The organism is Vibrio nigripulchritudo ATCC 27043 (genome assembly GCF_000222685.1).
Classification (GTDB): Bacteria; Pseudomonadota; Gammaproteobacteria; order Enterobacterales; family Vibrionaceae; genus Vibrio; species Vibrio nigripulchritudo.
This window is the reverse complement of sequence record NZ_AFWJ01000265.1, coordinates 13,549-36,178: the sequence shown is the minus strand read 5'-3', so window position 1 is coordinate 36,178 and position 22,630 is coordinate 13,549. Positions and strand designations below refer to the sequence as shown.

The 22,630-nt window shown below is 45.3% G+C and carries 21 protein-coding genes and 1 pseudogene; 19 read left to right on the top strand and 3 right to left on the bottom strand.

The genetic code is table 11. The annotated features are described in order from the left end of the window. The 3 genes from RH89_RS18035 to RH89_RS18025 form a co-directional block, all read right to left on the bottom strand. Positions 1-231: ATP-binding cassette domain-containing protein (locus RH89_RS18035; protein ID WP_004405145.1), on the bottom strand; the 231-nt coding region annotated here is incomplete at its 3' end. A gap of 130 nt (positions 232-361) precedes the next feature. Further along, the gene (galU, locus tag RH89_RS18030; protein ID WP_004405144.1) at positions 362-1,231 is read right to left on the bottom strand and encodes a UTP--glucose-1-phosphate uridylyltransferase GalU; all 870 of its coding nucleotides are present in this window, start codon (positions 1,229-1,231) and stop codon (positions 362-364) included. Positions 1,232-1,322: 91 nt separating this feature from the next. Next, positions 1,323-1,964 carry a LuxR C-terminal-related transcriptional regulator gene (locus RH89_RS18025; RefSeq protein WP_004405143.1) on the bottom strand — a complete coding sequence of 214 codons (642 nt, stop codon included), beginning with the start codon at positions 1,962-1,964 and terminating at the stop codon, positions 1,323-1,325. A gap of 392 nt (positions 1,965-2,356) precedes the next feature. On the opposite strand from RH89_RS18025, the gene RH89_RS18020 reads away from it, so the two are divergent. The 19 genes and pseudogenes from RH89_RS18020 (at position 2,357) to RH89_RS17930 (ending at position 22,614) form a co-directional block, all read left to right on the top strand. Beyond that, a complete protein-coding gene (locus RH89_RS18020) occupies positions 2,357-2,899 on the top strand; it encodes a single-stranded DNA-binding protein (RefSeq protein WP_004405142.1) in 543 nt (180 codons plus the stop codon). A 191-nt stretch (positions 2,900-3,090) separates the two neighbouring features. Continuing rightward, positions 3,091-5,075, top strand: a pseudogene (csrD, locus tag RH89_RS18015) (RNase E specificity factor CsrD). Positions 5,076-5,085: 10 nt separating this feature from the next. Then, positions 5,086-6,516 carry a PilN domain-containing protein gene (locus RH89_RS18010; RefSeq protein ID WP_004405140.1) on the top strand — a complete coding sequence of 477 codons (1,431 nt, stop codon included), beginning with the start codon at positions 5,086-5,088 and terminating at the stop codon, positions 6,514-6,516. 2 nt (positions 6,517-6,518) lie between these two features. Next, positions 6,519-7,163, top strand: a complete 645-nt coding sequence (gene pilO, locus RH89_RS18005) for a type 4a pilus biogenesis protein PilO (protein WP_004405139.1) — start codon at positions 6,519-6,521, stop codon at positions 7,161-7,163. Continuing rightward, complete coding sequence (locus RH89_RS18000) at positions 7,156-7,485, top strand: hypothetical protein (RefSeq protein ID WP_004405138.1); 330 nt, start codon at positions 7,156-7,158, stop codon at positions 7,483-7,485. The genes pilO and RH89_RS18000 overlap by 8 nt, the downstream gene beginning before the upstream one ends. A 15-nt stretch (positions 7,486-7,500) precedes the next feature. Then, positions 7,501-9,150 carry a pilus (MSHA type) biogenesis protein MshL gene (mshL, locus tag RH89_RS17995; protein ID WP_004405137.1) on the top strand — a complete coding sequence of 550 codons (1,650 nt, stop codon included), beginning with the start codon at positions 7,501-7,503 and terminating at the stop codon, positions 9,148-9,150. A 2-nt stretch (positions 9,151-9,152) separates the two neighbouring features. Beyond that, positions 9,153-9,998 (top strand): ExeA family protein, encoded by an 846-nt coding sequence (locus RH89_RS17990; protein WP_004405136.1) that lies wholly within the window; start codon positions 9,153-9,155, stop codon positions 9,996-9,998. Next, on the top strand, positions 9,995-10,228 hold the full coding sequence (locus tag RH89_RS17985) for a hypothetical protein (protein ID WP_004405135.1): 234 nt from the start codon (positions 9,995-9,997) through the stop codon (positions 10,226-10,228). Before RH89_RS17990 ends, RH89_RS17985 begins: the two co-directional genes overlap by 4 nt. Further along, positions 10,225-11,262 (top strand): tetratricopeptide repeat protein, encoded by a 1,038-nt coding sequence (locus RH89_RS28820; protein ID WP_004405130.1) that lies wholly within the window; start codon positions 10,225-10,227, stop codon positions 11,260-11,262. The genes RH89_RS17985 and RH89_RS28820 overlap by 4 nt, the downstream gene beginning before the upstream one ends. After that, positions 11,252-12,979, top strand: a complete 1,728-nt coding sequence (gene mshE, locus RH89_RS17975; protein WP_004405128.1) for an MSHA fimbrial ATPase MshE — start codon at positions 11,252-11,254, stop codon at positions 12,977-12,979. Before RH89_RS28820 ends, mshE begins: the two co-directional genes overlap by 11 nt. 9 nt (positions 12,980-12,988) lie before the next feature. Then, a complete protein-coding gene (locus RH89_RS17970) occupies positions 12,989-14,212 on the top strand; it encodes a type II secretion system F family protein (RefSeq protein WP_004405127.1) in 1,224 nt (407 codons plus the stop codon). A gap of 12 nt (positions 14,213-14,224) precedes the next feature. Beyond that, entirely contained in the window at positions 14,225-14,671 is a 447-nt protein-coding gene (locus RH89_RS17965) for a hypothetical protein (protein WP_004405126.1), read from the top strand. 89 nt (positions 14,672-14,760) lie between these two features. After that, complete coding sequence (locus RH89_RS17960) at positions 14,761-15,330, top strand: prepilin-type N-terminal cleavage/methylation domain-containing protein (RefSeq protein WP_004405125.1); 570 nt, start codon at positions 14,761-14,763, stop codon at positions 15,328-15,330. A 48-nt stretch (positions 15,331-15,378) separates the two neighbouring features. Further along, positions 15,379-15,873, top strand: coding sequence for a type II secretion system protein (locus RH89_RS17955; RefSeq protein WP_004405124.1), 495 nt, complete (start codon positions 15,379-15,381; stop codon positions 15,871-15,873). Between the two features lie 72 nt (positions 15,874-15,945). Next, the gene (locus tag RH89_RS17950; protein WP_004405123.1) at positions 15,946-16,446 is read left to right on the top strand and encodes a type II secretion system protein; all 501 of its coding nucleotides are present in this window, start codon (positions 15,946-15,948) and stop codon (positions 16,444-16,446) included. Continuing rightward, positions 16,436-17,005 (top strand): type IV pilus modification PilV family protein, encoded by a 570-nt coding sequence (locus RH89_RS17945; RefSeq protein ID WP_004405122.1) that lies wholly within the window; start codon positions 16,436-16,438, stop codon positions 17,003-17,005. The genes RH89_RS17950 and RH89_RS17945 overlap by 11 nt, the downstream gene beginning before the upstream one ends. After that, complete coding sequence (locus tag RH89_RS17940) at positions 17,005-17,745, top strand: PulJ/GspJ family protein (RefSeq protein WP_004405120.1); 741 nt, start codon at positions 17,005-17,007, stop codon at positions 17,743-17,745. The genes RH89_RS17945 and RH89_RS17940 overlap by 1 nt, the downstream gene beginning before the upstream one ends. Continuing rightward, complete coding sequence (locus RH89_RS17935) at positions 17,735-18,178, top strand: hypothetical protein (protein ID WP_004405119.1); 444 nt, start codon at positions 17,735-17,737, stop codon at positions 18,176-18,178. Before RH89_RS17940 ends, RH89_RS17935 begins: the two co-directional genes overlap by 11 nt. Before the next feature lie 5 nt (positions 18,179-18,183). Further along, a complete protein-coding gene (locus RH89_RS17930) occupies positions 18,184-22,614 on the top strand; it encodes a DUF6701 domain-containing protein (protein WP_004405118.1) in 4,431 nt (1,476 codons plus the stop codon). The last annotated feature ends 16 nt before the right edge of the window (positions 22,615-22,630 follow it).

Sequence of the window (22,630 nt, the reverse complement as noted above, 5' to 3'; positions counted from 1 at the left end):
TTCAATGTGGTCGACATCAGGTTTTTCCATCAATGACAGGAACTGTCTGGCATAGGCAGATAGAGATTCAACGTATCTTCTCTGGCCCTCAGCGTATAACGTATCAAAGGCTAATGAGGATTTTCCGGAACCGGATAAGCCTGTAATGACGATCAATTTGTCGCGAGGAATGGTGAGGTTTATGTCTTTGAGGTTGTGGGTTCTGGCGCCACGTACGTCAATGGTGTCCATCTGCTATGCTCTTGTGTAATTGATAGCCACAAGTATTACATAGACTTATTTTTGTGCAAAGAGAAAATACTGGATAAAATAACAGTGTTTGTTTTTGTTACGTTATTTTATCCAGTGAAAGACAAGAAGATTAAGCTTTGTGAGTGGAGTGTTTATCTAATTCCGTTTTTTTCTTGTCTTTCTGATACAGGTTTTCGTAGCAGTAGTTTGTTGCTTCGATATAACCTTCGACGCTTCCACAGTCAAAACGCTGACCTTTGAATTTGTATGCCAGGACACAACCCGCTTTGGCTTGTTTTAATAGCGCGTCAGTGATTTGGATCTCGCCACCTTTGCCTGGTTCGGTTTGCTCGATTAGATCGAAGATGTCTGGTGTCAGAATGTAGCGACCAATGATTGCCAGATTGCTTGGTGCAGTGCCTTGCTCCGGTTTTTCGACCATGTCATCGACACGGAAAAGGTCGTCTTTGATCATTTCGCCTGAAATCACACCGTATTTGTGCGTCTCATCTTCAGGAACTTCCTGAACCGCAACGATGGAGCAACGGAATTGCTTGTAAAGTGCTACCATTTGCGCCAGAACACCTTGGTCTTCGTTGACACACAAGTCATCTGCCAAAACAACAGCGAATGGGTTGTCACCGACCAACTCTTTACCCGTCAGAATAGCGTGACCAAGCCCTTTCATTTCACGTTGACGGATGTAAGTGAAGTGAGCTGACTCAATCACATTACGAATATCTACCAGCAGCTCTTCTTTGTTGGTGCCACTGATCTGATGTTCTAACTCGTAGTTTTTATCGAAATGATCCATGATGGAGTGCTTACCACGACCAGTAACGATACACATGCCATCCATACCTGCTTGAATGGCTTCTTCTACCCCATACTCAATAAGAGGTTTATTCACCACTGGCATCATTTCTTTTGGCATGGATTTGGTTGCCGGTAAAAATCGTGTACCGTAGCCAGCGGCTGGGAACAAGCACTTTTTAATCATAATCTTTCCTGTTCGATTTGTTCAGTTCCTAATTTTGGGCGTAACTTTACCATGCCTATTGTGACAATCGAAACGCAAAAGCTGAACATTGTTAAGAAGGAAGATGCTGTTTTGCCCATGCCATAGCCTGGATGCGGTTTTTTACGTCCAGTTTTTTAAAGATATTATAGAGGTGAGATTTTATGGTGTGTTCGCTAATGAAAAGCTCATCGGCGATTTCAAGGTTGGATGCCCCGCTTTTTAAGCTCTGTAAGACATCCAGTTCTCGCCGGGTTAACTCTATTTCAAATGTGGGCTTTGACGCTTCTATGGATTGATAATATTCCACAACCTGAGTCATGGTTTCTCTCGGAAGCCAGCTTTGCCCGCGTAGTATGCACCGAATTCCCATCATTATCTTTTCGACATCTTCGTTGACGAGAAAGTATCCTGAAAGCCCTTGCCACTTCAATACATCAGACAGAGTCAGATGCTTTTGAGCATTCAGCAAAACGAGAAAACGCTTAGTTACCGTGCTATTCAATGTCTGCTGAAGAAAGCCAATATCTTCAATAGCAGTTAAATCAACAATGATGAAATGTTCGCTTTCATTTGAATTGAGTCTTATAAGTTCTCTGGTGGTAATGCGCTGAAATTGACGGCTTAAGTGATGTTGAATGTCTTTTTCAAGATGATGGGGTAATGATTGATCTGAAACCAAATAAAAGTGCGGTAATAGATTGGTTTCTTTCATATTCCAGCCCAATAATCGATGGTTTAGCGAAACTTATAAATATCTTTTATTTATATGCCTGATAAATAACCTAGCAAAATTGGGCAATTAATAGAATTGAATATCCATCCATTGCTTATAGGCGTTTGGAATAACTACGGATGATATTTCTTTAAAAAGTAATTGATAAACCTCGTTGTCCAGATTTTTTCGAGTCAGACTGCACTATGCGCAGGTTTAATCGTTCCAATCATTTTTTCAACCGATAGTTAGCGATTAGCTGTCTATGATTAATAAATGAGCGCTTAGCGACACTTTGCCAGCAATTCTTACCTTGGATTTGAGCATTGGTGATATCGTGGTATCCTTGAGCGTTAAAAATTTAGTCGAATTGAGTTTAGACGGAGCAAAACATGGCCAGCCGTGGAATTAATAAAGTTATTTTGGTGGGGAATTTAGGAAATGACCCTGAAATTCGTTATATGCCGAGTGGCGGCGCGGTGGCGAATATTACAATTGCGACCTCTGAATCGTGGCGTGACAAAGCGACTGGCGAACAGCGCGAAAAGACAGAATGGCACCGTGTTGCTCTGTTTGGAAAGCTAGCAGAAGTAGCGGGTGAGTACCTACGCAAAGGCTCTCAGGTTTACATTGAAGGTCAGCTTCAGACTCGTAAATGGCAAGATCAGAATGGTCAGGATCGCTACACAACCGAAGTGGTTGTACAGGGCTTCAATGGTGTGATGCAGATGCTGGGTGGTCGCCAGCAAGGCCAGGGTGCTCCTGGTCAAAGTATGGGTGGTCAGCAGCAACAAGGTGGTTGGGGACAGCCTCAACAGCCTGCACATCAGCAATCTTACCAGCAGCCAGCAGCGCCGCAGCAACAAGCACCTCAACAGGCTCAACCACAATACAATGAGCCGCCAATGGACTTTGATGACGACATTCCATTCTAAAATTGTCGACTATACGACTTAGAAATGAATGTCAATGAGATGAAGCCGCGATTTTCGCGGCTTTTGTTTAGGTTTTTTATCGATTTACTTGAGAACTTAAGGTTCCCTATTCACAATAAGATTAATTAAAGCAGCTTGTTACTTGCTTTGCTCTTCCTCAAAAATTGGATTGAAAAGGATTTCGCCTGACAATGCGATATACCCCCACGCTCAAACTCAGCACCAGACTGGTTTCGTTTGTCACCATGATTGTCGTCTGTGCCATGTTTATTCTTTTTATTGGCGGCACTCTCTCTTTCAAGCGTATTGGTCAGGAATATGTCCATCATTACATTTCTGGTATTGCAGACGTTGTTGATTCAGAACTGGACAACCCTCAGGCAGCAGAGTCTATGGCAAAGTGGCTGCCAAAGCTCCTTCAGGCAAGTAACGTTCTGGAGATGGAAGTAACGTCTTCATCTGGATCACTATATCACTTCAAAGATACCCGTTCGGTTTTGCAGTCTGAAAGAGCGCAACAGCTTAGCTTTCAACTTGAACACCACTCAGATTACTGGATTCATTTTACTGTTTTACCTCCTTATGTGGGCTTGGAATACTCCGTCGGAGCGATGTCGTCCATCAGTCTGGCTGTTTTGCTGATCGTTGTTTGCCTGATTCGAGGAATTAAGTGGCTAAGAGAGCAACTCTACGGCTCGGAGCTGCTGGAAGAGCGAGGCAGAATGATCCTAGCAGGGAAAACTCAGGATTTTGAAAAAGGGGACCTGAGAGAATGGCCTTATACTGCCAGTGAAGCGCTGGATAAACTGATCGGAGAGCTTAAGGACTCAAGGCAAGAGCGAAGCCGCTTTGATACCTTCATTCGCACTCACACTTTCCTTGACCAGCTTACAGGTGCGGCGAATCGGGTGCTTTTTGATTCCAAGCTAGAAGCCAGTCTTCAGGAAGCAGGATCGTTTGGTGGGATCATCCTTTTCCGTGTTAAGTCATGGGAAGAAGTCTCTGCCTACAATGATAAAGAAGCTGTAGATGAGTTTGTTGTCGAGGTGGGTCAAAGTCTCTCTAATATCGTACAGCGCTTTCCAGATGTTATTTTCTCGCGCTATTACGATTCCGATTTTGCCATATTAGTGCCTCATCAGGGCAGCAAGGAAATTGGCACACTTTGTGGTCAGCTTATTAAACAAATATCGAAAATCGACCCAATCTCGCCTTTGTCTCCTGATGACTGGTGTCATATCGGATGCACAATATATTCGGAAGGTGAGCGACGCGGCTATATATTAGACGAAGCTGAAACAGCATTAAGAACTGCTCAAATTGAGTCTGTGAATAATTGGTCACGCTTTGATAAGAAGCAGAAAAAAGATATTGCCCGAGGAAATGTAAGATGGCGGACACTTTTCGATAAAACACTTCGCGCTTCTAATATTCAAGTATTTTCTCAACCTTGTTTTATTATCGAGAATCAACAGGACGAATTATTACACCATGAATTGTTTCTACGCTTAAAAGACGAAAGTGGCGCGGTAATAAAAGCGTCACGTTTTATGGCAGCCATTGAACAAGTTGGTTATGAAACAGCCATGGATCGTGTTGTTATTCAAGAAATTCTGTCCTGGATAAAGACGCAAAATGAAAGGATATGTTATTCTTTAAATATAAATGTGCTTCCATTCAAAGAAAAAGCATACACGCGTTGGTTGAGAGATGAGCTACTCCAACTGCCAGGTGAATTAAGAAAAAGCATCAGCTTTGAGTTTTCCGAAAGGAGCTTAGTAAAAAATCTCGATTTCATTCGTCCGGTTATTCGAATGATATCAGGACTGGGCTGTAAAATAATCGTTCACCAAGCTGGCAGGACAATTGCAAGTACTCATTACATAAAAGACTTAGATGTCGATTATCTGAAATTGCATCGCAGTCTGATAAAAAAATAGATCAACGACAGGAAAACCAGTTGTTCATTCGAAGTTTGATTGGCGCTTGTATGGATAGTAAAACTAAAGTTATTGCTGTTGGCGTCGAAAATAGTTCTGAATGGATGGCTTTAAAGAGTTTGGGCATTGACGGGGGACAAGGCAGAATTTTCGCAAAAGAAGAACTGCTATTTCCTAAACGTCTTGCATCAAAAGTGACAATTGGTCGCAGAAATCGATGGCGGCAGAAAACATGAGCAGTAACTGATGAATAAAATGGTTTCTTTGCTAGAACGACTGAAAGGAAAAAGTTCAAGTGCTAAAAAGGTGAGCGTGTCTCTCCTTGAAGATGCCGTTTATTGCTCAATTGACAGCCAGACCGAGTTGTTCCCCATCAAAGACAGAAGTTGGGAACAGACACTTGCTAAAGTACTATCGGATGAAAAGTATACGCATTCAGAAGTTGTCATCACACTTGGCGCGCACCACTACCAAACCTACCAAATTGAACGCCCTGAAATCCCAGAAGAAGAATGGTCTGTTGCTTTACCTTTCCTTCTGAAAGACCTTATTGCTGAGCGAGTAACAGACATCGTTGCCGATGGCATTCCACTACCAAACAGCAGCAAAATTCAAACTTACGTTCTAAGCAAACGCGTGTTGACGCCGTTGCTGGCGATACTAGAGAAAAGTCAGATCACTCTTGACCGTATTTTGCCGGAAGACGAAGTGTGGGGGCAGGCGAACGAGCATGCAGAAGACTTTTTGCTCTTGCACCAAAGTGCACACAGCAGCTTCAAAATCAATGCATACGTGACCAGAGACATCTGCTTTCACAGAACCATTCGTGGCGTGTCCGCTCCGTTAACAGGGGCTCAGGCAAGCAGCCTGCAAATCGACGGACTTGCTCTCGAAATGCAGCGCTCAATCGATTATCTCAGTTCACAAATCAAACAAGCTCAATTTCATAAGCTGTTTATCTGTTGTGATGATGAAATTGACGAGGAACTGACGACCGCTCTGGAAGAACGCCTAAGCGTGAAAGTCGGTACTTTGATGGATGGCGATGTACGTTGTGGAGAAGTACTGACCAAGTACGCTCTACGCAGCGACTATCGGATCAATCTGTACCCTGAGCATCTGAAACCTAAAGTTGAGTTGTTCACATTACCCGTTGTTGCGGCTAGCTGGTTAATTGTTGCGCTCGTCATGTTTGGATACTACGGTTTCATTGAATATCAAATTCAGCAGGAGAAAGCGCAAATCGCTAAGCTTTCCTCCCAATCAACAACGCTGAAAGCGCAGTTAACTGAACTTCAGACCATGCTGGGTGAACACAAGCCCTCTCCTAACAAACTGGCTGCCGTCCAGAGAATAGAAGCTGAAATACGGGCAAAAGAAGCGTCGCTAAATGCAGTTGGTCAGTTTGATAATCAAAAACAGGTGGGGTACTCGGGGATCATGAGCGCACTTTCTCGGCTGGGTCGAAATGACATTTCCCTGAGCCAGATATCCATCAATAAAAACACATTGAACGTGTCTGGGTTAGCCCGCACACCAAGCGCAGTTCCAGGCTGGATAAAGCAGTTCCGCAATGAACTGGACTTGGTTGGTCGTAGCTTTGAACAGCTCAATATCGGGCGTAACGAAGACGATATTGTGACCTTTGAACTGCAGGCAAAGCGAGGAGGTGAATAACAATGGCACTTCTTCAGGATATGAGTGAAAAATTTTCGGCGCTATCCGGTCGGGAAAAATGGCTGATTACGGCTGGTGGATGGGTAGCGATCTTCTTCATCATACTGACGGTTTTTTTAGAGCCTGCATTCAAAACACAAGCCTCTCAAACCAGTCAGTATCAATCCCTTAATCAGGGGATCAGCAACACCAGTAACCAGATTGCCAAAGTAAGCGGTCAGTTAAAGTCCGACCCAAATAGAGAGGTCGATGCCAAACTTCAGCAGCTACAACGCCGAAGTGATGAGTTGTCCTCTCAGCTAGACGCGGTGGTGGAATCCCTAGTAACTCCTAGCCAAATGGCAGAGCTGCTGGAAAGGGTTCTGTTAAGCAGTAAAGGGTTGAAGCTGGAAAATCTTCAATCTATGCCCGCAGAGCCCATCATGGCTGGAAGTGATTCGCAAGCGGTGGGTTACTACATACACCCTGTGAAAATTGAGATAACAGGGAAGTACTTTGACATAAAGAATTATCTCGTAGAGCTAGAAAGCATGCCAACTACGTATTTCTGGCGCAGCTATCAATACGAAGTAGAAGAATACCCTACGGCACGATTAGTGCTTGTTGTCTATACATTAGGAACAGGGCAGGAGTTTATCGGTGGTTAGATTCTGTGTTATCGCAATGTTGTTGGTCTCTGGTAGTGCATACGCCAGCCAGGACCCAACTGCCCCTCTCGGGTGGCAGGCACCGAAAACCGTAGAGAAAGCCAAGGCGAAAAAGAAAGCAGTGGCACCTGTTCCGACATTACAGTCCATAGTCTGTATAGAAGGGAAACCTTGCTATGCCATTCTTAACGATGTGGTAGTAGAAAAAGGAAAAACCGTACAAGGGTATCTGGCGAAAAGGATTCAGCCGGAATTTGTCGATCTGATTCGGGGTGGGAAGCAATGGCGACTAGAGCTGTTTCCTTCTGACGTTAAACACTAAGGTTTCATGGTAATTATGCGTAAAATTGTAGTAGCAGTCATCATCGCGTCACTCACGGCATGCTCCATGGGGCACCGGGAACCTGTTGAGGTCAAAGAAGCGCTCAATGAGGCAATCAACGAAGCTGGCAGTCGGAGTCTGGATGAATTACCGGCTTCTGTGCAAGCGGATCTGATGCCAGAGCTCGGAAATGAAGAATTCACTGTATCTCCGACGTTAAAACGCTTTCGTGTCCAGGCAAATGGCGTTCAGGCGAAAACGTTTTTTGCTAGCCTAGTCAAAGGAACCGACTACAGTGTTGCTATCCACCCTAATGTCGAAGGGCGAATTACCGTCAATCTAACGGATGTCACATTGGATGAAGTACTGAAAGTCGTTCGTGATTTGTACGGTTTTGAAGTCATACAAAGCGGGAAAGTTATTCAGGTTTACCCCGCTGGCTTGCGCACAGAAACCATTCCAATTGATTACTTACAATTCAAGAGGTTAGGGCGATCTCTAACATCTATTACCACTGGTTCAATCACCAGTAAAGACAGCGGTAGCTCTACGTCTTCGAGTTCCAGCTCTTCAAATTCGTCGAATAACTCAAGCTCCTCTTCCAGTTCGAGCACTTCGCCAACGGGTGGAACAGAGATCGAAACCATCAGTGAAAGTGATTTCTGGGTGCAGTTAGAACAAGCGGCACAAGCGCTAATTGGAGAAGGGGATGGACGAAGCGTGGTGGTTTCACCTCAGGCAAGTGTGCTGACAATTCGTGCTTACCCTGATGAAATTCGAGAAATTCGCCAATTCCTTGGTATTTCCCAGCAACGCATGCAGCGTCAGGTGGTTTTAGAAGCCAAAATTCTCGAAGTGACTCTGTCTGATGGGTACCAACAAGGCATTAACTGGAGTGGATTAACCTCAACCTTTGGTAACAGCTCGGTTTCTATTGGTCGAGGGACTTTACCGTCAGATGGGAGCATTCCAACCCTACCTGGATTAGATGCCATCGGCAGCTTATTAAATGGGCAGACGAACGTCACTATCAGCAATGGTAGCTTTAATGGCGTATTAAGCTTTATGGGGACTCAGGGTGACCTGAACGTGCTATCAAGTCCACGCGTGACCGCGGCTAATAACCAGAAAGCGGTGATTAAAGTAGGGTCTGATGAGTACTTTGTGACCGACATTTCAAGTGTGGTGGGTAGTGGTGACAATGCCAACGTCGCACCCGACGTAGAACTGACGCCTTTCTTTTCGGGTATTTCACTGGATGTGACCCCACAGATCGATGACGACGGATATGTACTATTGCATGTTCATCCTGCGGTAATAGACGTACAGACCCAGAACAAAAAAATTAACCTTGGTAGTGCGACTTACGAAGTGCCTTTGGCTAAAAGCTCGATTCGCGAATCGGATTCGGTGATTCGTGCTCGTGATGGTGACGTCGTAGTTATTGGTGGGCTTATGAAGTCCAATACCATTGATCAAGTGTCCAAAGTGCCTTTTCTTGGTGATGTGCCAGGGCTGGGACACCTATTCCGAAATGTTTCCAAACTGACTCAGAAAACTGAGTTGGTTATTTTGCTTAAACCGACAGTAGTCGGCGTTAACACCTGGTCGCAGGAACTGGAACGCTCGCGCGATTTGCTGCAAGAATGGTTCCCTGAAGAGTAATTATGTATCAGACCTATTTTGGATTTAACCAAGCGCCTTTTTCGCTAACCCCTAATACTGAACTGTTTCAGGGGTTAGTGCCGCATTACGAGGCGATCCAAACCGTTTTGTCTGCGATTGAAATGGGCGAGGGGGTAATTAAGGTTTCTGGCGAGGTCGGTACGGGTAAGACAATGGTCTGTCGGATGCTCATTAACCAACTGGTTGATGAGGTCTCGCTGGTTTATCTACCCAACCCTCAGTTGACAGGGGAAGAGTTGAAAATCGCCATTGCCAAAGAATTGGAAGTTGAAGTCAGAGACAGCGAAAGTTTGGTGGATGATATTCAGGCTCAGTTGATGAAACAGCACCTTAAAGGCAAGCGAGTTGTGGCTTTGATAGACGAAGCACAAGGGTTGTCCGACGAAGCTCTCGAAACCATTCGCTTGTTCGGAAATCTTGAAACCGAGCATGCCAAGCTGATGCAAATCGTGTTGTTAGGGCAGCCCGAGTTGGACGCGAGATTGGAACATCATCATCTGCGTCAGTTAAAACAGCGTATATCTTTCAGTGCGACTTTACGTCCACTTTCAATGGAAGAAGCGTTTGCCTATATCGACCATCGGGTACAGGTCAGTGGCGGCAACGTAAATTTGTTTGAAGCCAAAGTTAAAAAAGCAATCTGGAAGGCCTCGAAAGGTGTGCCTCGTTTGATCAATCAGGTGTGCCACAAATCCCTGTTGCTTGCCTGTAATTCGAACGCAACGCACATTCATATGGAACATGCGTACGATGCCATTAATGACACTCTCGATACGGTAAAACCAAGGTTTAAAACCCCATTTATGTGGGGATGGGGCTTGTTATGAGTGTCATTAACAAAGCTCTTTCAGATATGACGGACAAAAAGCCGTCCACAAGTCGAATCGAAAAGGTCGATGTCACGCCTATTCGTTCGGGCAGTAAAAAGTGGTGGCTGACCGGAGGCGCTTTGTTAGCGCTCATTGCCTACGGTGTGTGGGCTTTACTACCAGTCAAACAGCAGCCTGAACCTGAATCTATCCCTGAGATTGCCGAGCAAAGTGCGAAAAAAATGTGACCACTGTTGTTACCCTCGAATCTACATCTCCAACTAAGCAGTCGGTGGAAGAATCGGTGAGCAGCATTTACGAAGAAAGTGAAAAGCTTGAGCAGCTTAGCGGCGACTTCGTCGATCCTGAATCTGATTTAGATGACATCGTTTCGGAAAGTGTTGAAGAAACAAAAGCGACCCCTGGGGTTGTGGCAGTCGAACGTAGCCAGCCAACAAAAACTAATCCACCTGCGAATACAGAAATAAGCAAAACGGTAGCGGCGAAACCTAAATCTGTTGAAGTTAAAGTTGAACGCCCGAAAACTGAAGAGCCAAAAGTAACGAAGAAGACAGAGAAAGCCAAACCATCTCAAGCCAATGAAAGTAAAACAACGGCTATCGCAAGTGCCAACCCAACTCCAAAAGTGGTGGAAGATGGTGCAATGGCTATTCAGCAAGTCGAGCTGACGCCACAACAGTTGGCTGAAAAAGCGCTATCAAGAGCGAAAAAAGCATTGGATTCCAATGATTTTGACGGTGCCATTAAAGGCTATCGTACGGCGCTTCGCTATGTTCCTAAAGATGATGTTGTGCGGAAAAAGCTCGCCGCACTTTACTACGGTCGGGGTGATGTAAGGCAATCTCTCGAAATCCTGCAGCAGGGTATTGTGTTAAACAAAGACAGTCAGACCCTTAGACTTGCTGCTATGAATATTTTGGTCAAGGAAGGGATTACTGAGGCAGCCCTGGGCGTGTTGGAATATTTGCCACCAAGCCCAAGCATGGATTATCTGTCTGCAAGAGCGGGTCTGGCTCAGCAGCTTAAAAAACATGAGTTGGCGCTCGAAAGCTATCAAATGCTGGTAAACAAAGATCAGGACAATGGCAAATGGTGGCTTGGTCTGGCGATTCAGCAAGAACGTAACGAAGAGTTCAGCAAAGCAAAAACCTCTTATGAAAAAGCTTTGAATCGCGTCGGATTATCCGCTCGAACCAATCAGTTTATCCGAGAAAGAATCAGCTATCTCAGCAGTAAAGAGGCGACATCGAATGCAAATTAAATTACGTAAACGCCTTGGTGACTTGCTGGTTGAAGAAGGCATTATCTCAGAACATCAGGTAGAAGAAGCGCTAAGTCACCAGAAGAATACCGGACGTAAGCTGGGCGATACTTTAATCCAACTGGGTTTCCTGACGGAAACTCAGATGCTGACCTTCCTATCTCAGCAGCTAAACGTACCTTTGATCGACTTAAGCCGGGCCAATGTGGATGTGGATGCCGTTCAAATTCTACCGGAAGTACATGCTCGTCGATTGCGTGCTTTGGTAGTTGGACGTCAGGGTGACACATTGCGGGTCGCCATGAGTGATCCAGCGGATCTCTTCGCTCAGGAATCTTTGCTAAGCCAGTTGCAGCAATATGCCCTTGATTTTGTTATAGCCCCCGAAAAGCAGTTAGTAGAAGGGTTTGACCGCTATTACCGAAGAACCAAAGAAATTGCTTCGTTTGCAGAGCAGCTTGGTGCAGAGCACCAAGTCAGCGATAGCTTTGACTTTTCCTTTGGTGAAGACGAAGACAGCGAAGAAGTTACCGTTGTAAAGCTGATCAACTCGCTGTTCGAAGATGCGATACAGGTGGGGGCTTCAGATATTCATATTGAGCCAGACGCCAATGTACTTCGATTACGCCAGCGTGTTGATGGTGTTTTACATGAGACTTTGTTGAACGAGGTGAACATTGCCTCTGCGCTGGTACTCAGACTTAAACTGATGGCAAACCTCGACATATCTGAGAAGCGTTTGCCTCAGGATGGACGATTCAATATCCGCGTTAAAGGTCAATCCGTCGATATCCGTATGTCTACCATGCCTGTGCAGCATGGTGAGTCGGTGGTGATGCGTTTGCTCAATCAGTCAGCCGGTGTTCGTAAACTGGATGAATCTGGGCTTCCAGAAGATTTACTGCTCAGACTCAGGCAGCAGCTACGCCGGCCACATGGCATGATTCTGGTTACAGGGCCTACGGGTTCGGGTAAAACCACTACACTTTACGGTGCATTGAGTGAGCTCAATGAACCCGGGAAGAAAATCATCACTGCCGAAGATCCGGTGGAATACCGATTGGATCGAGTCAATCAGGTGCAGGTCAATACTAAGATTGATTTGGATTTCTCTACTATCCTCAGAACCTTCTTACGTCAGGACCCGGACATTATTTTAGTGGGTGAGATGCGAGATCAGGAAACCGTTGAAATCGGTCTTCGTGCTGCTCTGACGGGTCACTTAGTTCTGAGTACTCTGCATACCAACGATGCGGTTGACAGTGCGCTTCGCATGATGGACATGGGTGCACCGGGCTATCTGGTTGCCAGTGCTGTTCGAGCCGTGTTAGCACAGCGATTGGTTCGGAAAATCTGTCCGGACTGTCGAACAGAGGATCATATTGATGATGCTCGCAGGCAATGGCTTGAGAGCCGTTTCCCGAATCAGGTCAACGCGACCTTCTATAAAGGGGTTGGCTGTCAGAACTGTAACCTAACGGGGTACAGAGGGCGAGTGGGTGTCTTCGAATTACTGGAGCTAGAACAGGGGATGATGGACACCCTTCGAGCGGGAGATGCCGTAGGTTTCGCTCAGCAAGCTCGAAAAGCACCGGGTTATAAGCCTTTACTGGCGTCTGCGATGGAGCTGGCACTGAAAGGTGTGGTGAGTCTGGATGAAGTCATGAATCTGGGTGAAGGGGATTCCTCGGGTTCGAATGAGCCGATTTTCCTCTAAGGTGACGACATGGCGACTTACCAGTATCAGGGCAGAGATTTACAAGGAAGCAAAGTTGCGGGGCAGGTGGAGGCTCCGACAGAAGAACTCGCCGCCGAAGCCCTGATCAGTAAAGGTGTGATACCGACATCGATCAGTGCTGGTAGAAGTGCTGAAGGTGGGGCTGGTTTTGATGTATCAGCGTTATTTACGCCTTCGATTCCGTTAGAAGTGTTAGTGATTTTCTGTCGGCAACTGTACAGCCTGACGAAAGCGGGGGTTCCAATCCTTCGTGCTATCAAAGGGTTGGTACAGAATTGCGCCAATAAGCAGTTAAAACAAGCGTTGGAAGATGTCGGTAATGAGCTGACAAATGGTCGGAATTTGTCTTCGTCGATGCAGCAATACCCAAAAGTTTTCAGCCCGCTTTTTGTTTCAATGATCAATGTGGGTGAAAATACAGGTCGGTTAGATCAGGCATTACTGCAATTGTCTCAATACTATGAACAAGAATTAGAAACACGAAAAAGAATTAAAACCGCAATGCGTTATCCGATATTTGTGTTAAGTTTCATATCAATAGCGATGATAGTGCTTAACGTAAAAGTGATTCCGCAATTTGCCACGATGTTCGCAAGGTTTGGTGTTGATTTGCCTCTGCCAACTCGAATTTTGATCACCACATCCAATTTCTTTGTGAATTATTGGGTATGGCTGGTTGGGGCATTTATCGCGTTTCTGTTTGGTATGAAAGCCTGGATAGGAACGGCAGACGGACGTGAAAAGTGGGACAAGTTTCGCCTTCGTATTCCTATTGTTGGTGATATTGTCAACCGGGCTCAGTTATCTCGATTTTCTCGTACCTTTGCGTTGATGTTGAAGTCGGGTGTACCGCTGAATCAGTCGCTAGCACTTTCGGGTGAGGCGTTAGGGAATCGATTTTTGGAACTTCGGATTCTGGAAATGAAATCAGCCATTGAAGCTGGTAGTACGGTGTCTTCAACAGCAATCCAAAGCCAGATTTTTACACCCTTGGTTATCCAGATGATTTCCGTAGGTGAAGAAACCGGGCGAATCGATGAGTTGCTATTAGAAGTGTCTGATTTTTATGACCGGGAAGTGGACTACGATCTCAAGACACTAACGGCTCGAATCGAACCCATATTACTGACGATTGTCGCTGGCATGGTTTTGATTCTTGCTCTCGGTATTTTCTTACCGATGTGGGGCATGCTCGATGCGATTCAGAAATAAGGCGGCAATTTAGTGGCGGCAAAAACGGTTTCTGCGTTTTCGGTATGGGCAGCTTTGGTGTTCATTTTGCTAGGCATTATGGTTGTCAATTGGCAAAAAATTGACGATGAGGCAGCAAGTACTACGTTTTTAATGGTTGAAGATAATATTACTGAACGAGCAAATGCCTATAGACAACAATGGGTTATTAAGAAACAACCCAAAGTGATTGAGTACAAAGAGCAACAGATCCAGTTGGATCATAACGGGTGGGTATTACCTTTGCATAGTAATACAGTGGATTGTGAGTGGTGGCTGGAGACACTGTATCCAAGCGTAGACAGCACTTACTTAGGGAGACCCAAGGCGACGATGGTATCAGGAGCCCCTAGTTACCACTGTCGTTACGAATTTTCGAGCGATTTGGTACTGGACTTAGTTTTGAATGAGAAGAAGCTCTCAATAAGTGCTATAAAATAAGCAAACAAATTACTTAAATCATAGGCTTACTGTTAGGCATACGATATAATGAATTCGCTCAGATTGAGCAAAAATGCATAGGTGATGAAATGAGAAAGCAGTTCGGTTTTTCATTAGTAGAACTGGTTGTCGTGATTGTTATTTTAGGGTTGCTTGCCGCTGCTGCATTGCCCAAGTTTTTGGATGTCACCGATGAAGCTAAAAAAGCCAGTATAGAGGCTGTAGCAGGTGGGTATGCCACTGGAGTTCTTTCTGCAAGAGCTCAGTGGGAGGCTAAAGGTCGACCTGGCATTGGTACTGGCAACAACAAACAACATTTCATTGAATACGATGGTATTGAATTTTGGCTAACGCGTTCATTCGATAACGATGGTAATGACAGTGGATTCCGTGATGGCTATCCGATTGCGTTAAAAACCACCGGACAGACTACGGCACCGTCAACCATTTCATCGTCCGACTGCGTTAACCTGATGGAAAACCTGTTGCAAAATTCTCCTAAAGTAGGGGATGCAGCAAGCAGTAATTTAACAGATGTAAAATACACTGCTGAAGCCGACAGTGGCGAAAGCACTTGTACCTATGTGCAGCAAGAAGGCAGTGATCACAAGTTTGTGTATGAAATAAAAACTGGTCGTGTGACCGTAGAATTGCAGTAACTTATTTGGTTACAGCGCATTAATATCTAAACATAGAGAGAAGTGACTATGAAAAGACAAGGCGGTTTCACCCTAATTGAATTAGTGGTTGTAATTGTTATTTTGGGTATTCTGGCGGTAACCGCCGCACCTAAGTTTTTAAACCTACAAGGCGATGCGCGTGAATCCTCGTTGCAAGGGCTAAAAGGAGCGATGAATGGTGCTGCAGGTATTGTATATGGTAAGTCAGCTATCGAAGGCGAAGAGGGTGTTAGCAAAGGTGCAGCCACTACGCCAATAGCTAGTGGTATCGATACTCATTTTGGTTATCCAAGTGCTGAAACTGATGGAATTCAGTTAGCTGTTGAAGGACTTCCAGCAGACTGGGATACTGCTGTTTCGGGAGCTGGTTCGGCAGGAGCATCTTACCTAGCAACATTCAAAGCGTCTCCTACACATGCTGATGCTACAGCAATCGCTAACACAAATTGCTATGTTTCATACGCGGAAGCTGAGAATTCATCCAGTGCTCCAACAATAACTGTTGTGTCTACTGGTTGTTAATTGTTGAAAAGAGATCAGCGTGAGCTGGTCTCTTTTTGAAATTATCATTGTTACATCGATCAGTTTGTGGTTATGCCTTTAAAGAAGCATAAGTTTACTCAGGTTGGTTTTACGCTAACCGAGTTGATTGTTGTCATTCTTGTTCTTGGTATCATCTCTACCTACGCTGCTTCTAAATACTCCGGTCCTTCTGGCTTTTCAGCATATGCTGCCCAAGAACAAGCCATTTCAGTTATTCGACAAATTCAATTAGGTCGAATGCAATCTAATCTTAGTTCTCTTGACTATTCCGGTAACCAAAGTAAATACCGGCTTGAAGTCTCTGGCAATTGTCTGGGATCAGGGGAAGGGTGTTCGTCCGAAATCAGAAGTAACTACGTTATGGTGGAAGATCAGACATTTTCATTCACCCCGGCTTCCTTAGTTGTAGAGTTTGACCTTTTGGGTCTTCCTACATGCGTATCTGGTTGTACAACTCCAACGGCGGGTGGGAATATCACTATTGGTATGTCCAACGGTGTTGAGTCGACTCAGGTATGCATTAACAGTGAGGGTTTCGTCTATGGCTGCTAAGGCTAAAGGCTTTACCCTTATTGAAAGCATCATTGCGATTCTTGTTCTGGGGATCTCGATGTCTGTATTGCTGACCATCTTATTCCCTCGGGTAGAAAACTCCGCAAGTTCCCAATATCAGGTCCGTGCTTCTATTCTGGCGCAGAGTATGATGACCGAAATACTGGCGCGAGGTTTTGATGACAATAGTGACCCCAATGGTGGAATTGTCCGGTGTGATGAAACCGGAGCCACATCCTGCACCACAACCTTGGACGCAGAAACGGGGGAAACGCCAGCGACCTACAACGATGTGGACGATTACGTGGGCTGCTGGCACACCAATAATTCGTCAGAATGTAGCTCTGGTGTCACGGTAAAAGGCAACTTAAATGACATCTTTGGCTCAGACATCAGTAGCGACTATCGCAACTTCAGGGTAGAAGTCAGTGTCGTTTACGACCCGGACTCACGCTTTGGATTTACCGATTCACTCAATCGATACAAAAAGATCACCCTAACCGTGTTTGCTGGAAAGTATGGCGAATACAATTTCCGTGCATATCGAGGTAACTACTGATGAAAAAATCTGGTTTTACCTTGATGGAAATGGTGGTCACGATACTGATCGTGTCGATCATGTTTTTAGGCATCGCTGGGTTTGTTCAGATCGGTGCTCAGGGTTACGCTGACACCACCAAACGACAGGCTCTTCATAATCAGGCACGATTTGTTATCGAAAAGATGTCGCGCGAGATCCGCCATGCCGTTCCAAATAGCCTAGATACGAATGTCGCTAATACCTGCCTGTCTTTTTTCCCGATTCGCTATTCCGGATTTTACCAGCTTGACGAAGCACTAAGTGGTGCCGATACGCTACGATTCATTGTCGGAAACGAAGGGTTTGATACCGACGATTTGAATGCCGCTATTAGCTCAGGAGCACGGCTGATCATTAATCCCGGTCAGGTACAGGACTTGGAAAGCTCCTCTTCTGCCTCCCTTGCTCTGACGAACGTCAGCATCAGTGGGGCGGTTTACAGTATCTCAGCTTCACTAGCCAGCAACTCCATTGCAAAAAGACATTACATTTATATTCCCTCTGAAAAGGTTCAATACTGCGTTGATACCAGCTCAGGGCAAATTACCCGAGATGCAGGAACCGTTGTTCAGGTTGGGGAAAACGCGACCAGCGCTTCGTTTCGGGTCGATGGTATGTCTCTACAGCGCGGCGGCTTAGTTCACATGGATATCCTCTTCACAAACGGTGACGAAGAAAGTCACTACAAACATGATGTGCAGGTGTTAAATGTCCCGTAACAATCAGAAAGGCAGCGTTCTTATTATTGCCATATTTGTGATTGTGGTAATGGGAATGCTTGGTTTGACCTTAATGCGTCTAGAAGCATCTAATCAGGACACACTTACCCGTGAAATTTTAGGGACTCAAGCGTGGTTTTTAGCACACTCTGGCAATGAATGGGGGTTGACGTACATGTACCCTTTGAACGAGAGTGCTGCCGTATCCAACTTACAAAACCGATGCACCACATTAACAGCATCTGCGGCAGCGAATGCTGCTACGGCGATCATTGAAAACTCGCAAGCACCTTGCTCGTCACTTACAATACAGTGCGATGAAGTTGGATCTGGCGATCTGACTTTCTTTAGAATCAGTTCCGTTGCCGTATGTGGCAGCACCACCTTTGAAGTTAGCCGTGAACAGGAAGTTTGGGCTAAAAGCATGGAATAAAATCAATGATGTTGAGAATGATACGCTTGGTGCATGCCAAGTGGACTTTGCTTTTGGTTTTTTTACTGTTTTCAGTCCATTCATTAGCTGCGGTTGAAATCCCGAATGGCAGTTCAGTCAATGCAAACAACGGTTTTTGTTTTGTCTTCAATATGGACTCTGATGGCAGTAACCGCATCCGGTTGGAAAACAACAATTTTTATCCGCTATGGACTGATGATCATATTTACACTCAGTATTCTCCTTTTGTATATGAATCACGCCACCTGAGCGATAACCTGATTCGTCAGTACAAAGTTCATTTCGTCCCAAACCGAAATAATCAAAGCAGCATAAAAGGAACGTTGAAATACTACGTCAATGGTGCTTTGCAGAAGAAACAGAAAAATTTCAATTTAACCAGTGTGACAGGCGCAACGATATTCTCGCCAGTACTGAACCTGCGAGTATTGGGGAATCAGTTTACTGCTGGGCGTTTTCGTATTACCACAGGTCGAGATTGTCCATCATATCCGCGAGTTACTATGGGGTATGATGATGCTCAATACGAATTTGGTCGTCTGGAAAATGCGAACTGTAAGAATGGTTGCACCATTCGGTTTACCAAAAACTACCGCACTGAACCCCTCGTTTTTCTGATGCCCACGTTGTCTTCGACCAATCCTGAGGACGATAAACCCGCAACTGTTACGGTTACATCCGTTACCAGGCAATCTGCCAGTTTTATACAGGATACGGCGCCATTCTCTTGGGAATACGCTCATTTGAATGAAGAAATGATGGGTTCCATTAGTTATTTGGTGATGGAGCCAGGTACCGCCACGTTTTATTCTCAGGATGACGATGATGATGACGGTGACAACCAGCACAAGGTCGTTGCCGGTTACGTTCACACCAACGCTTACCGAGGGGATCAAACTGGCAGCAATCCAGCGAATGTCAGTGTCGATTACTCACTTTTTTCAAATGTGACTCTCGACGATCCTATTGCTCTGGCACAGATAAATTCACCAACAAACCGATGGATGACCGCTGGGATCAAAGCCGTAAAAGACCAATCCATCGACTTGTTTCTGGAACTGACACGTGTTCATAGAACCGTGCCTGTCTCTGATTATGAAAAGATCGCTTTCCTTGTTAGTGAGGAGGGTAAGGGTATCTCCGATGGTGTGCGATTTGAATTCGGTCGAGTGGAGATCGATGAGCATAACAGCAGTAAGCCAATGCTCGAAGGGTGTAATGACCTTCATGATTTAGACAATGACTACCCCTCAGAGCCTGGAATTATCGCTAACAAACAAAAGCGCAGCGGTAGTCATGGCGGGTGGTTAAGGCGATGTAAACTGGTCAATGACGGCGATAACAGTACTCAAGACGATGATGATAACGAGTTCGAAGTCAGTTTCGTTGTTGATGAAGATATGTCCGAACCAGGCTCGCGAACTAAGCGTGGGCACACTAAAGAGGAAGTAGGGTATTTCGCATTTGGTCAGAAACGATTACCAAAACCTAAGTTTGACGTTTGTAATTTGTTCCCTTCTGCGGCGCAAGGTTGGAAAGAAGGCGGAAATAGCCGTATCACTATGTCCAACTACGCCAGCATTCTAAATGCCAGGTTGGTCGGTGGTCAGCCTACGGTTGGATTTGAAACCTCCCGTTTTGACAATCAATCCAACTGTGACGGAGGAGCATGTAATAACGATCCTCAGTATCAGGTTTCCATGCCTAAATTACCTGATTTTAAACTCACGGACTCTATTCCCAACATCTGGAATGAAACCGTCACACTGTCTCCATTGAGCTCCAAAACTCTGACTATTGGTCAATCTAACGTTACGCTTCAGCCAGGGCATTATTACTTTGAAAGTTTGGACATCAACAACCGTTCGGTTATCAATATTCAGGGGAAAGTGGTACTCCATGTTCAACGCTTGACGTTATCCAACGATTCGAAATTCAATAATCAGGGTAATCCAGATCACTTGTTTATCGTGGGGTACAACCCTGAGAAATCAAATCGAGCTTGCCCGACTGGCGGTTGTGTTATTAGCCTGACTAAGAACGATAAACTCAAAGGATTGATTTACAGCGAAGCCACCGTAAACCTTTCTAACAGTGTGCATATTTATGGTGCGGTCACGGCGCTAAATCTGAATATGTCCAACTACTCTAAAATCACAGGAGAAAGCCAGTGTTTTTCTGAGCCAGAATTGGTGATCACTCCCGTGCAATCATCTGGTCTCGCCTGTGATGGTATCCCTGTGACGTTTAAGCTGGTGGATAAAGCGACCAAGCAATTAATAAATAACTATTCGGGTACCCTGGAAGTCGACATACCCAATAACAGTAATCGAGAGTCATGCTGGCTTTCTGACACAAACCCGGCAACCTGTGACGCGCCATTTCGTCATGAATTCATTGCTGGTCAGGATGCCATTGTGACCAAAAAACTCTCCAGCACCTCGCTGTCTCCCGTTTATATTCGTGGAAAGATGCTACAAAACACCAATGTCACGGCTAACGGTGGTCCTTATCAGTTTGTCCCCTATGGTTTCAAGGTGGTGGATGAAGATCGAGTAGACAACGGAAAAGGACAAGTTGCGAGCCGACCGTTTAATGTGAAAGTTTCAGCGGTCGCATCCAGCGCAGCAAATCCAAGACAGTGTCAGACAATTGAAGATTACTCAGGGCATCAGTCCTTGAAGATGTCTTACGAGTTAATCTCTCCATCAGTGATAGAAAAAAACAACTCATTGATTGTTCACAGAACAGCCATCCCAAAAGGGAACGACCCATTAGCGGGTGTCACAGTTTCAAATGTGATGTTTACAGATGGCGTTGCCAGTCTGGAAAGTCTCTATTCTTCGGCAGGTCAGTTCAAACTGCATGTTGCTGATACCAACTGGCAGCCCGTGAACAGTAACATTCCAAACTGGAGCGGGTTAAATGGTTCCGCCACCATAAACAATCGACCTTTTGCTCTTTCAGCCTGTTACAAACCGCCGGGCAGTTATTACCAACTCTTCCCTTCCGGTGATTCGAATGGCGGCGCGCGGTTTATTCCCGCTGGCGTTAATGCTGATACTCAGTTTAGAGCCTTGCAGTGGATGAAAGTTGCGGATACCGACAATAACGGAATCCCTGATGATGGCTATATGAACGTTATGGTTTGTCTGGAACACACCGTGACAGGGTTCGAAGTCGCGGGTGAAGTGAAGTTTGATCTTCATAGCCCGCCGGGTGGTCAGAAAGGTGTTCTAGAGCTGGGAAGCCAAGTCAGCAGTTCGGTTAATAACTACGCGCCTATTTCGGTTAACTTTAATGAGTGGGGTGTCTCGGAACAGAGTTTTCGTTGGTCGGAAGTGGGCAGTATTTTCATGTGGGTAGAAAAAAATAACTATCTGAATGGGATGTCAGTACCGTATTTTAAGAATCCAATTGGAAGATTTTACCCATCACATTTCTCGTTGGATAAGGCTGAGTTTACTTATCCCGATAGTCAGAATGGCTTCGTCTACATGAATCAACCTTTTAAAGAGTTTGAGGCTGAAGTCAGTGCCTGGTCTGCAATGCTCGATAAAGACGGGCGCTATTTACCCACCTTAAATTACGGGCACGCCAACTACAATAAAGAACTTCGTGCCACGTTTGCGTTAACGGGAGAGCATCGAGATCGCCTATCACTTAAAGACACAGAACTAAGTAAAGATTTATGGCAAAGCGATGCGAAATGGAAGCTTAGCCAGTCAGATGTGTTCTGGTCTCGGCTTCCAATCAACAGCAAACAAACGTACCCAGATAAGCTCTTTAATTACACGGGTAGCGAAACGGGTTTGCAGTCTACAGCGACAGAGATTGACCTGGATATTAAAGGTACGGATCCCGTGAGCTTTTCTGCGCTAGAGGATGAAGATTCGGTCCGACTCCCCCAACAGCCTGACGTTCGCTACGGGCGAATGATTCTGGAGGATTTGGGTACACAATCCAATGGCGAAGTCATGATCCCGCTACGAACAGAGTTTTGGTCTGGTGAAGAGTTTATTGCAAATAAAGACGATAACCTGAGCAGTTTTACTGACAATCAGTTCTGTCGCCAGTCGATTTGGACGAGCACAGGAGGCACTGATTCACAAGCCAGCTTGAATGAGTCGGGACGAGTCACCTCAGGTTTTTCTGATGAGCTCATGGCTAAGCAAAATGCGCCGATAAGAGAGCAAGTCAGATTGTGGTTAAGAATGGGCAGCGGCACACCAGAAAAGGTGAATACTTCTGACAAAAATATTCAGTGTTTCGGCAGTCATGGCAATCAGAATTGGCTCAAATACAACTGGCGTGGCAAAGGGGATGAAATACCTTCGGCAGTTATCACTTTTGGAACTTACCGCGGAAACGACAGGATCATTTACCGTGGAGAGCCGAGATTGACTGGCAGATAAAACTGAGGATTTCACG

What these genes read in the sequence shown, in the direction of transcription:
- galU (WP_004405144.1), bottom strand. Translation starts at nt 1,231, where the DNA reads ATGATTAAAAAGTGCTTGTTCCCAGCCGCTGGCTACGGTACACGATTT.
- RH89_RS18025 (WP_004405143.1), bottom strand. Translation starts at nt 1,964, where the DNA reads ATGAAAGAAACCAATCTATTACCGCACTTTTATTTGGTTTCAGATCAA.
- RH89_RS18020 (WP_004405142.1), top strand. Translation starts at nt 2,357, where the DNA reads ATGGCCAGCCGTGGAATTAATAAAGTTATTTTGGTGGGGAATTTAGGA.
- RH89_RS18010 (WP_004405140.1), top strand. Translation starts at nt 5,086, where the DNA reads ATGAATAAAATGGTTTCTTTGCTAGAACGACTGAAAGGAAAAAGTTCA.
- pilO (WP_004405139.1), top strand. Translation starts at nt 6,519, where the DNA reads ATGGCACTTCTTCAGGATATGAGTGAAAAATTTTCGGCGCTATCCGGT.
- mshL (WP_004405137.1), top strand. Translation starts at nt 7,501, where the DNA reads ATGCGTAAAATTGTAGTAGCAGTCATCATCGCGTCACTCACGGCATGC.
- RH89_RS17990 (WP_004405136.1), top strand. Translation starts at nt 9,153, where the DNA reads ATGTATCAGACCTATTTTGGATTTAACCAAGCGCCTTTTTCGCTAACC.
- RH89_RS17985 (WP_004405135.1), top strand. Translation starts at nt 9,995, where the DNA reads ATGAGTGTCATTAACAAAGCTCTTTCAGATATGACGGACAAAAAGCCG.
- mshE (WP_004405128.1), top strand. Translation starts at nt 11,252, where the DNA reads ATGCAAATTAAATTACGTAAACGCCTTGGTGACTTGCTGGTTGAAGAA.
- RH89_RS17970 (WP_004405127.1), top strand. Translation starts at nt 12,989, where the DNA reads ATGGCGACTTACCAGTATCAGGGCAGAGATTTACAAGGAAGCAAAGTT.
- RH89_RS17960 (WP_004405125.1), top strand. Translation starts at nt 14,761, where the DNA reads ATGAGAAAGCAGTTCGGTTTTTCATTAGTAGAACTGGTTGTCGTGATT.
- RH89_RS17955 (WP_004405124.1), top strand. Translation starts at nt 15,379, where the DNA reads ATGAAAAGACAAGGCGGTTTCACCCTAATTGAATTAGTGGTTGTAATT.
- RH89_RS17950 (WP_004405123.1), top strand. Translation starts at nt 15,946, where the DNA reads ATGCCTTTAAAGAAGCATAAGTTTACTCAGGTTGGTTTTACGCTAACC.
- RH89_RS17945 (WP_004405122.1), top strand. Translation starts at nt 16,436, where the DNA reads ATGGCTGCTAAGGCTAAAGGCTTTACCCTTATTGAAAGCATCATTGCG.
- RH89_RS17940 (WP_004405120.1), top strand. Translation starts at nt 17,005, where the DNA reads ATGAAAAAATCTGGTTTTACCTTGATGGAAATGGTGGTCACGATACTG.
- RH89_RS17935 (WP_004405119.1), top strand. Translation starts at nt 17,735, where the DNA reads ATGTCCCGTAACAATCAGAAAGGCAGCGTTCTTATTATTGCCATATTT.
- RH89_RS17930 (WP_004405118.1), top strand. Translation starts at nt 18,184, where the DNA reads ATGATGTTGAGAATGATACGCTTGGTGCATGCCAAGTGGACTTTGCTT.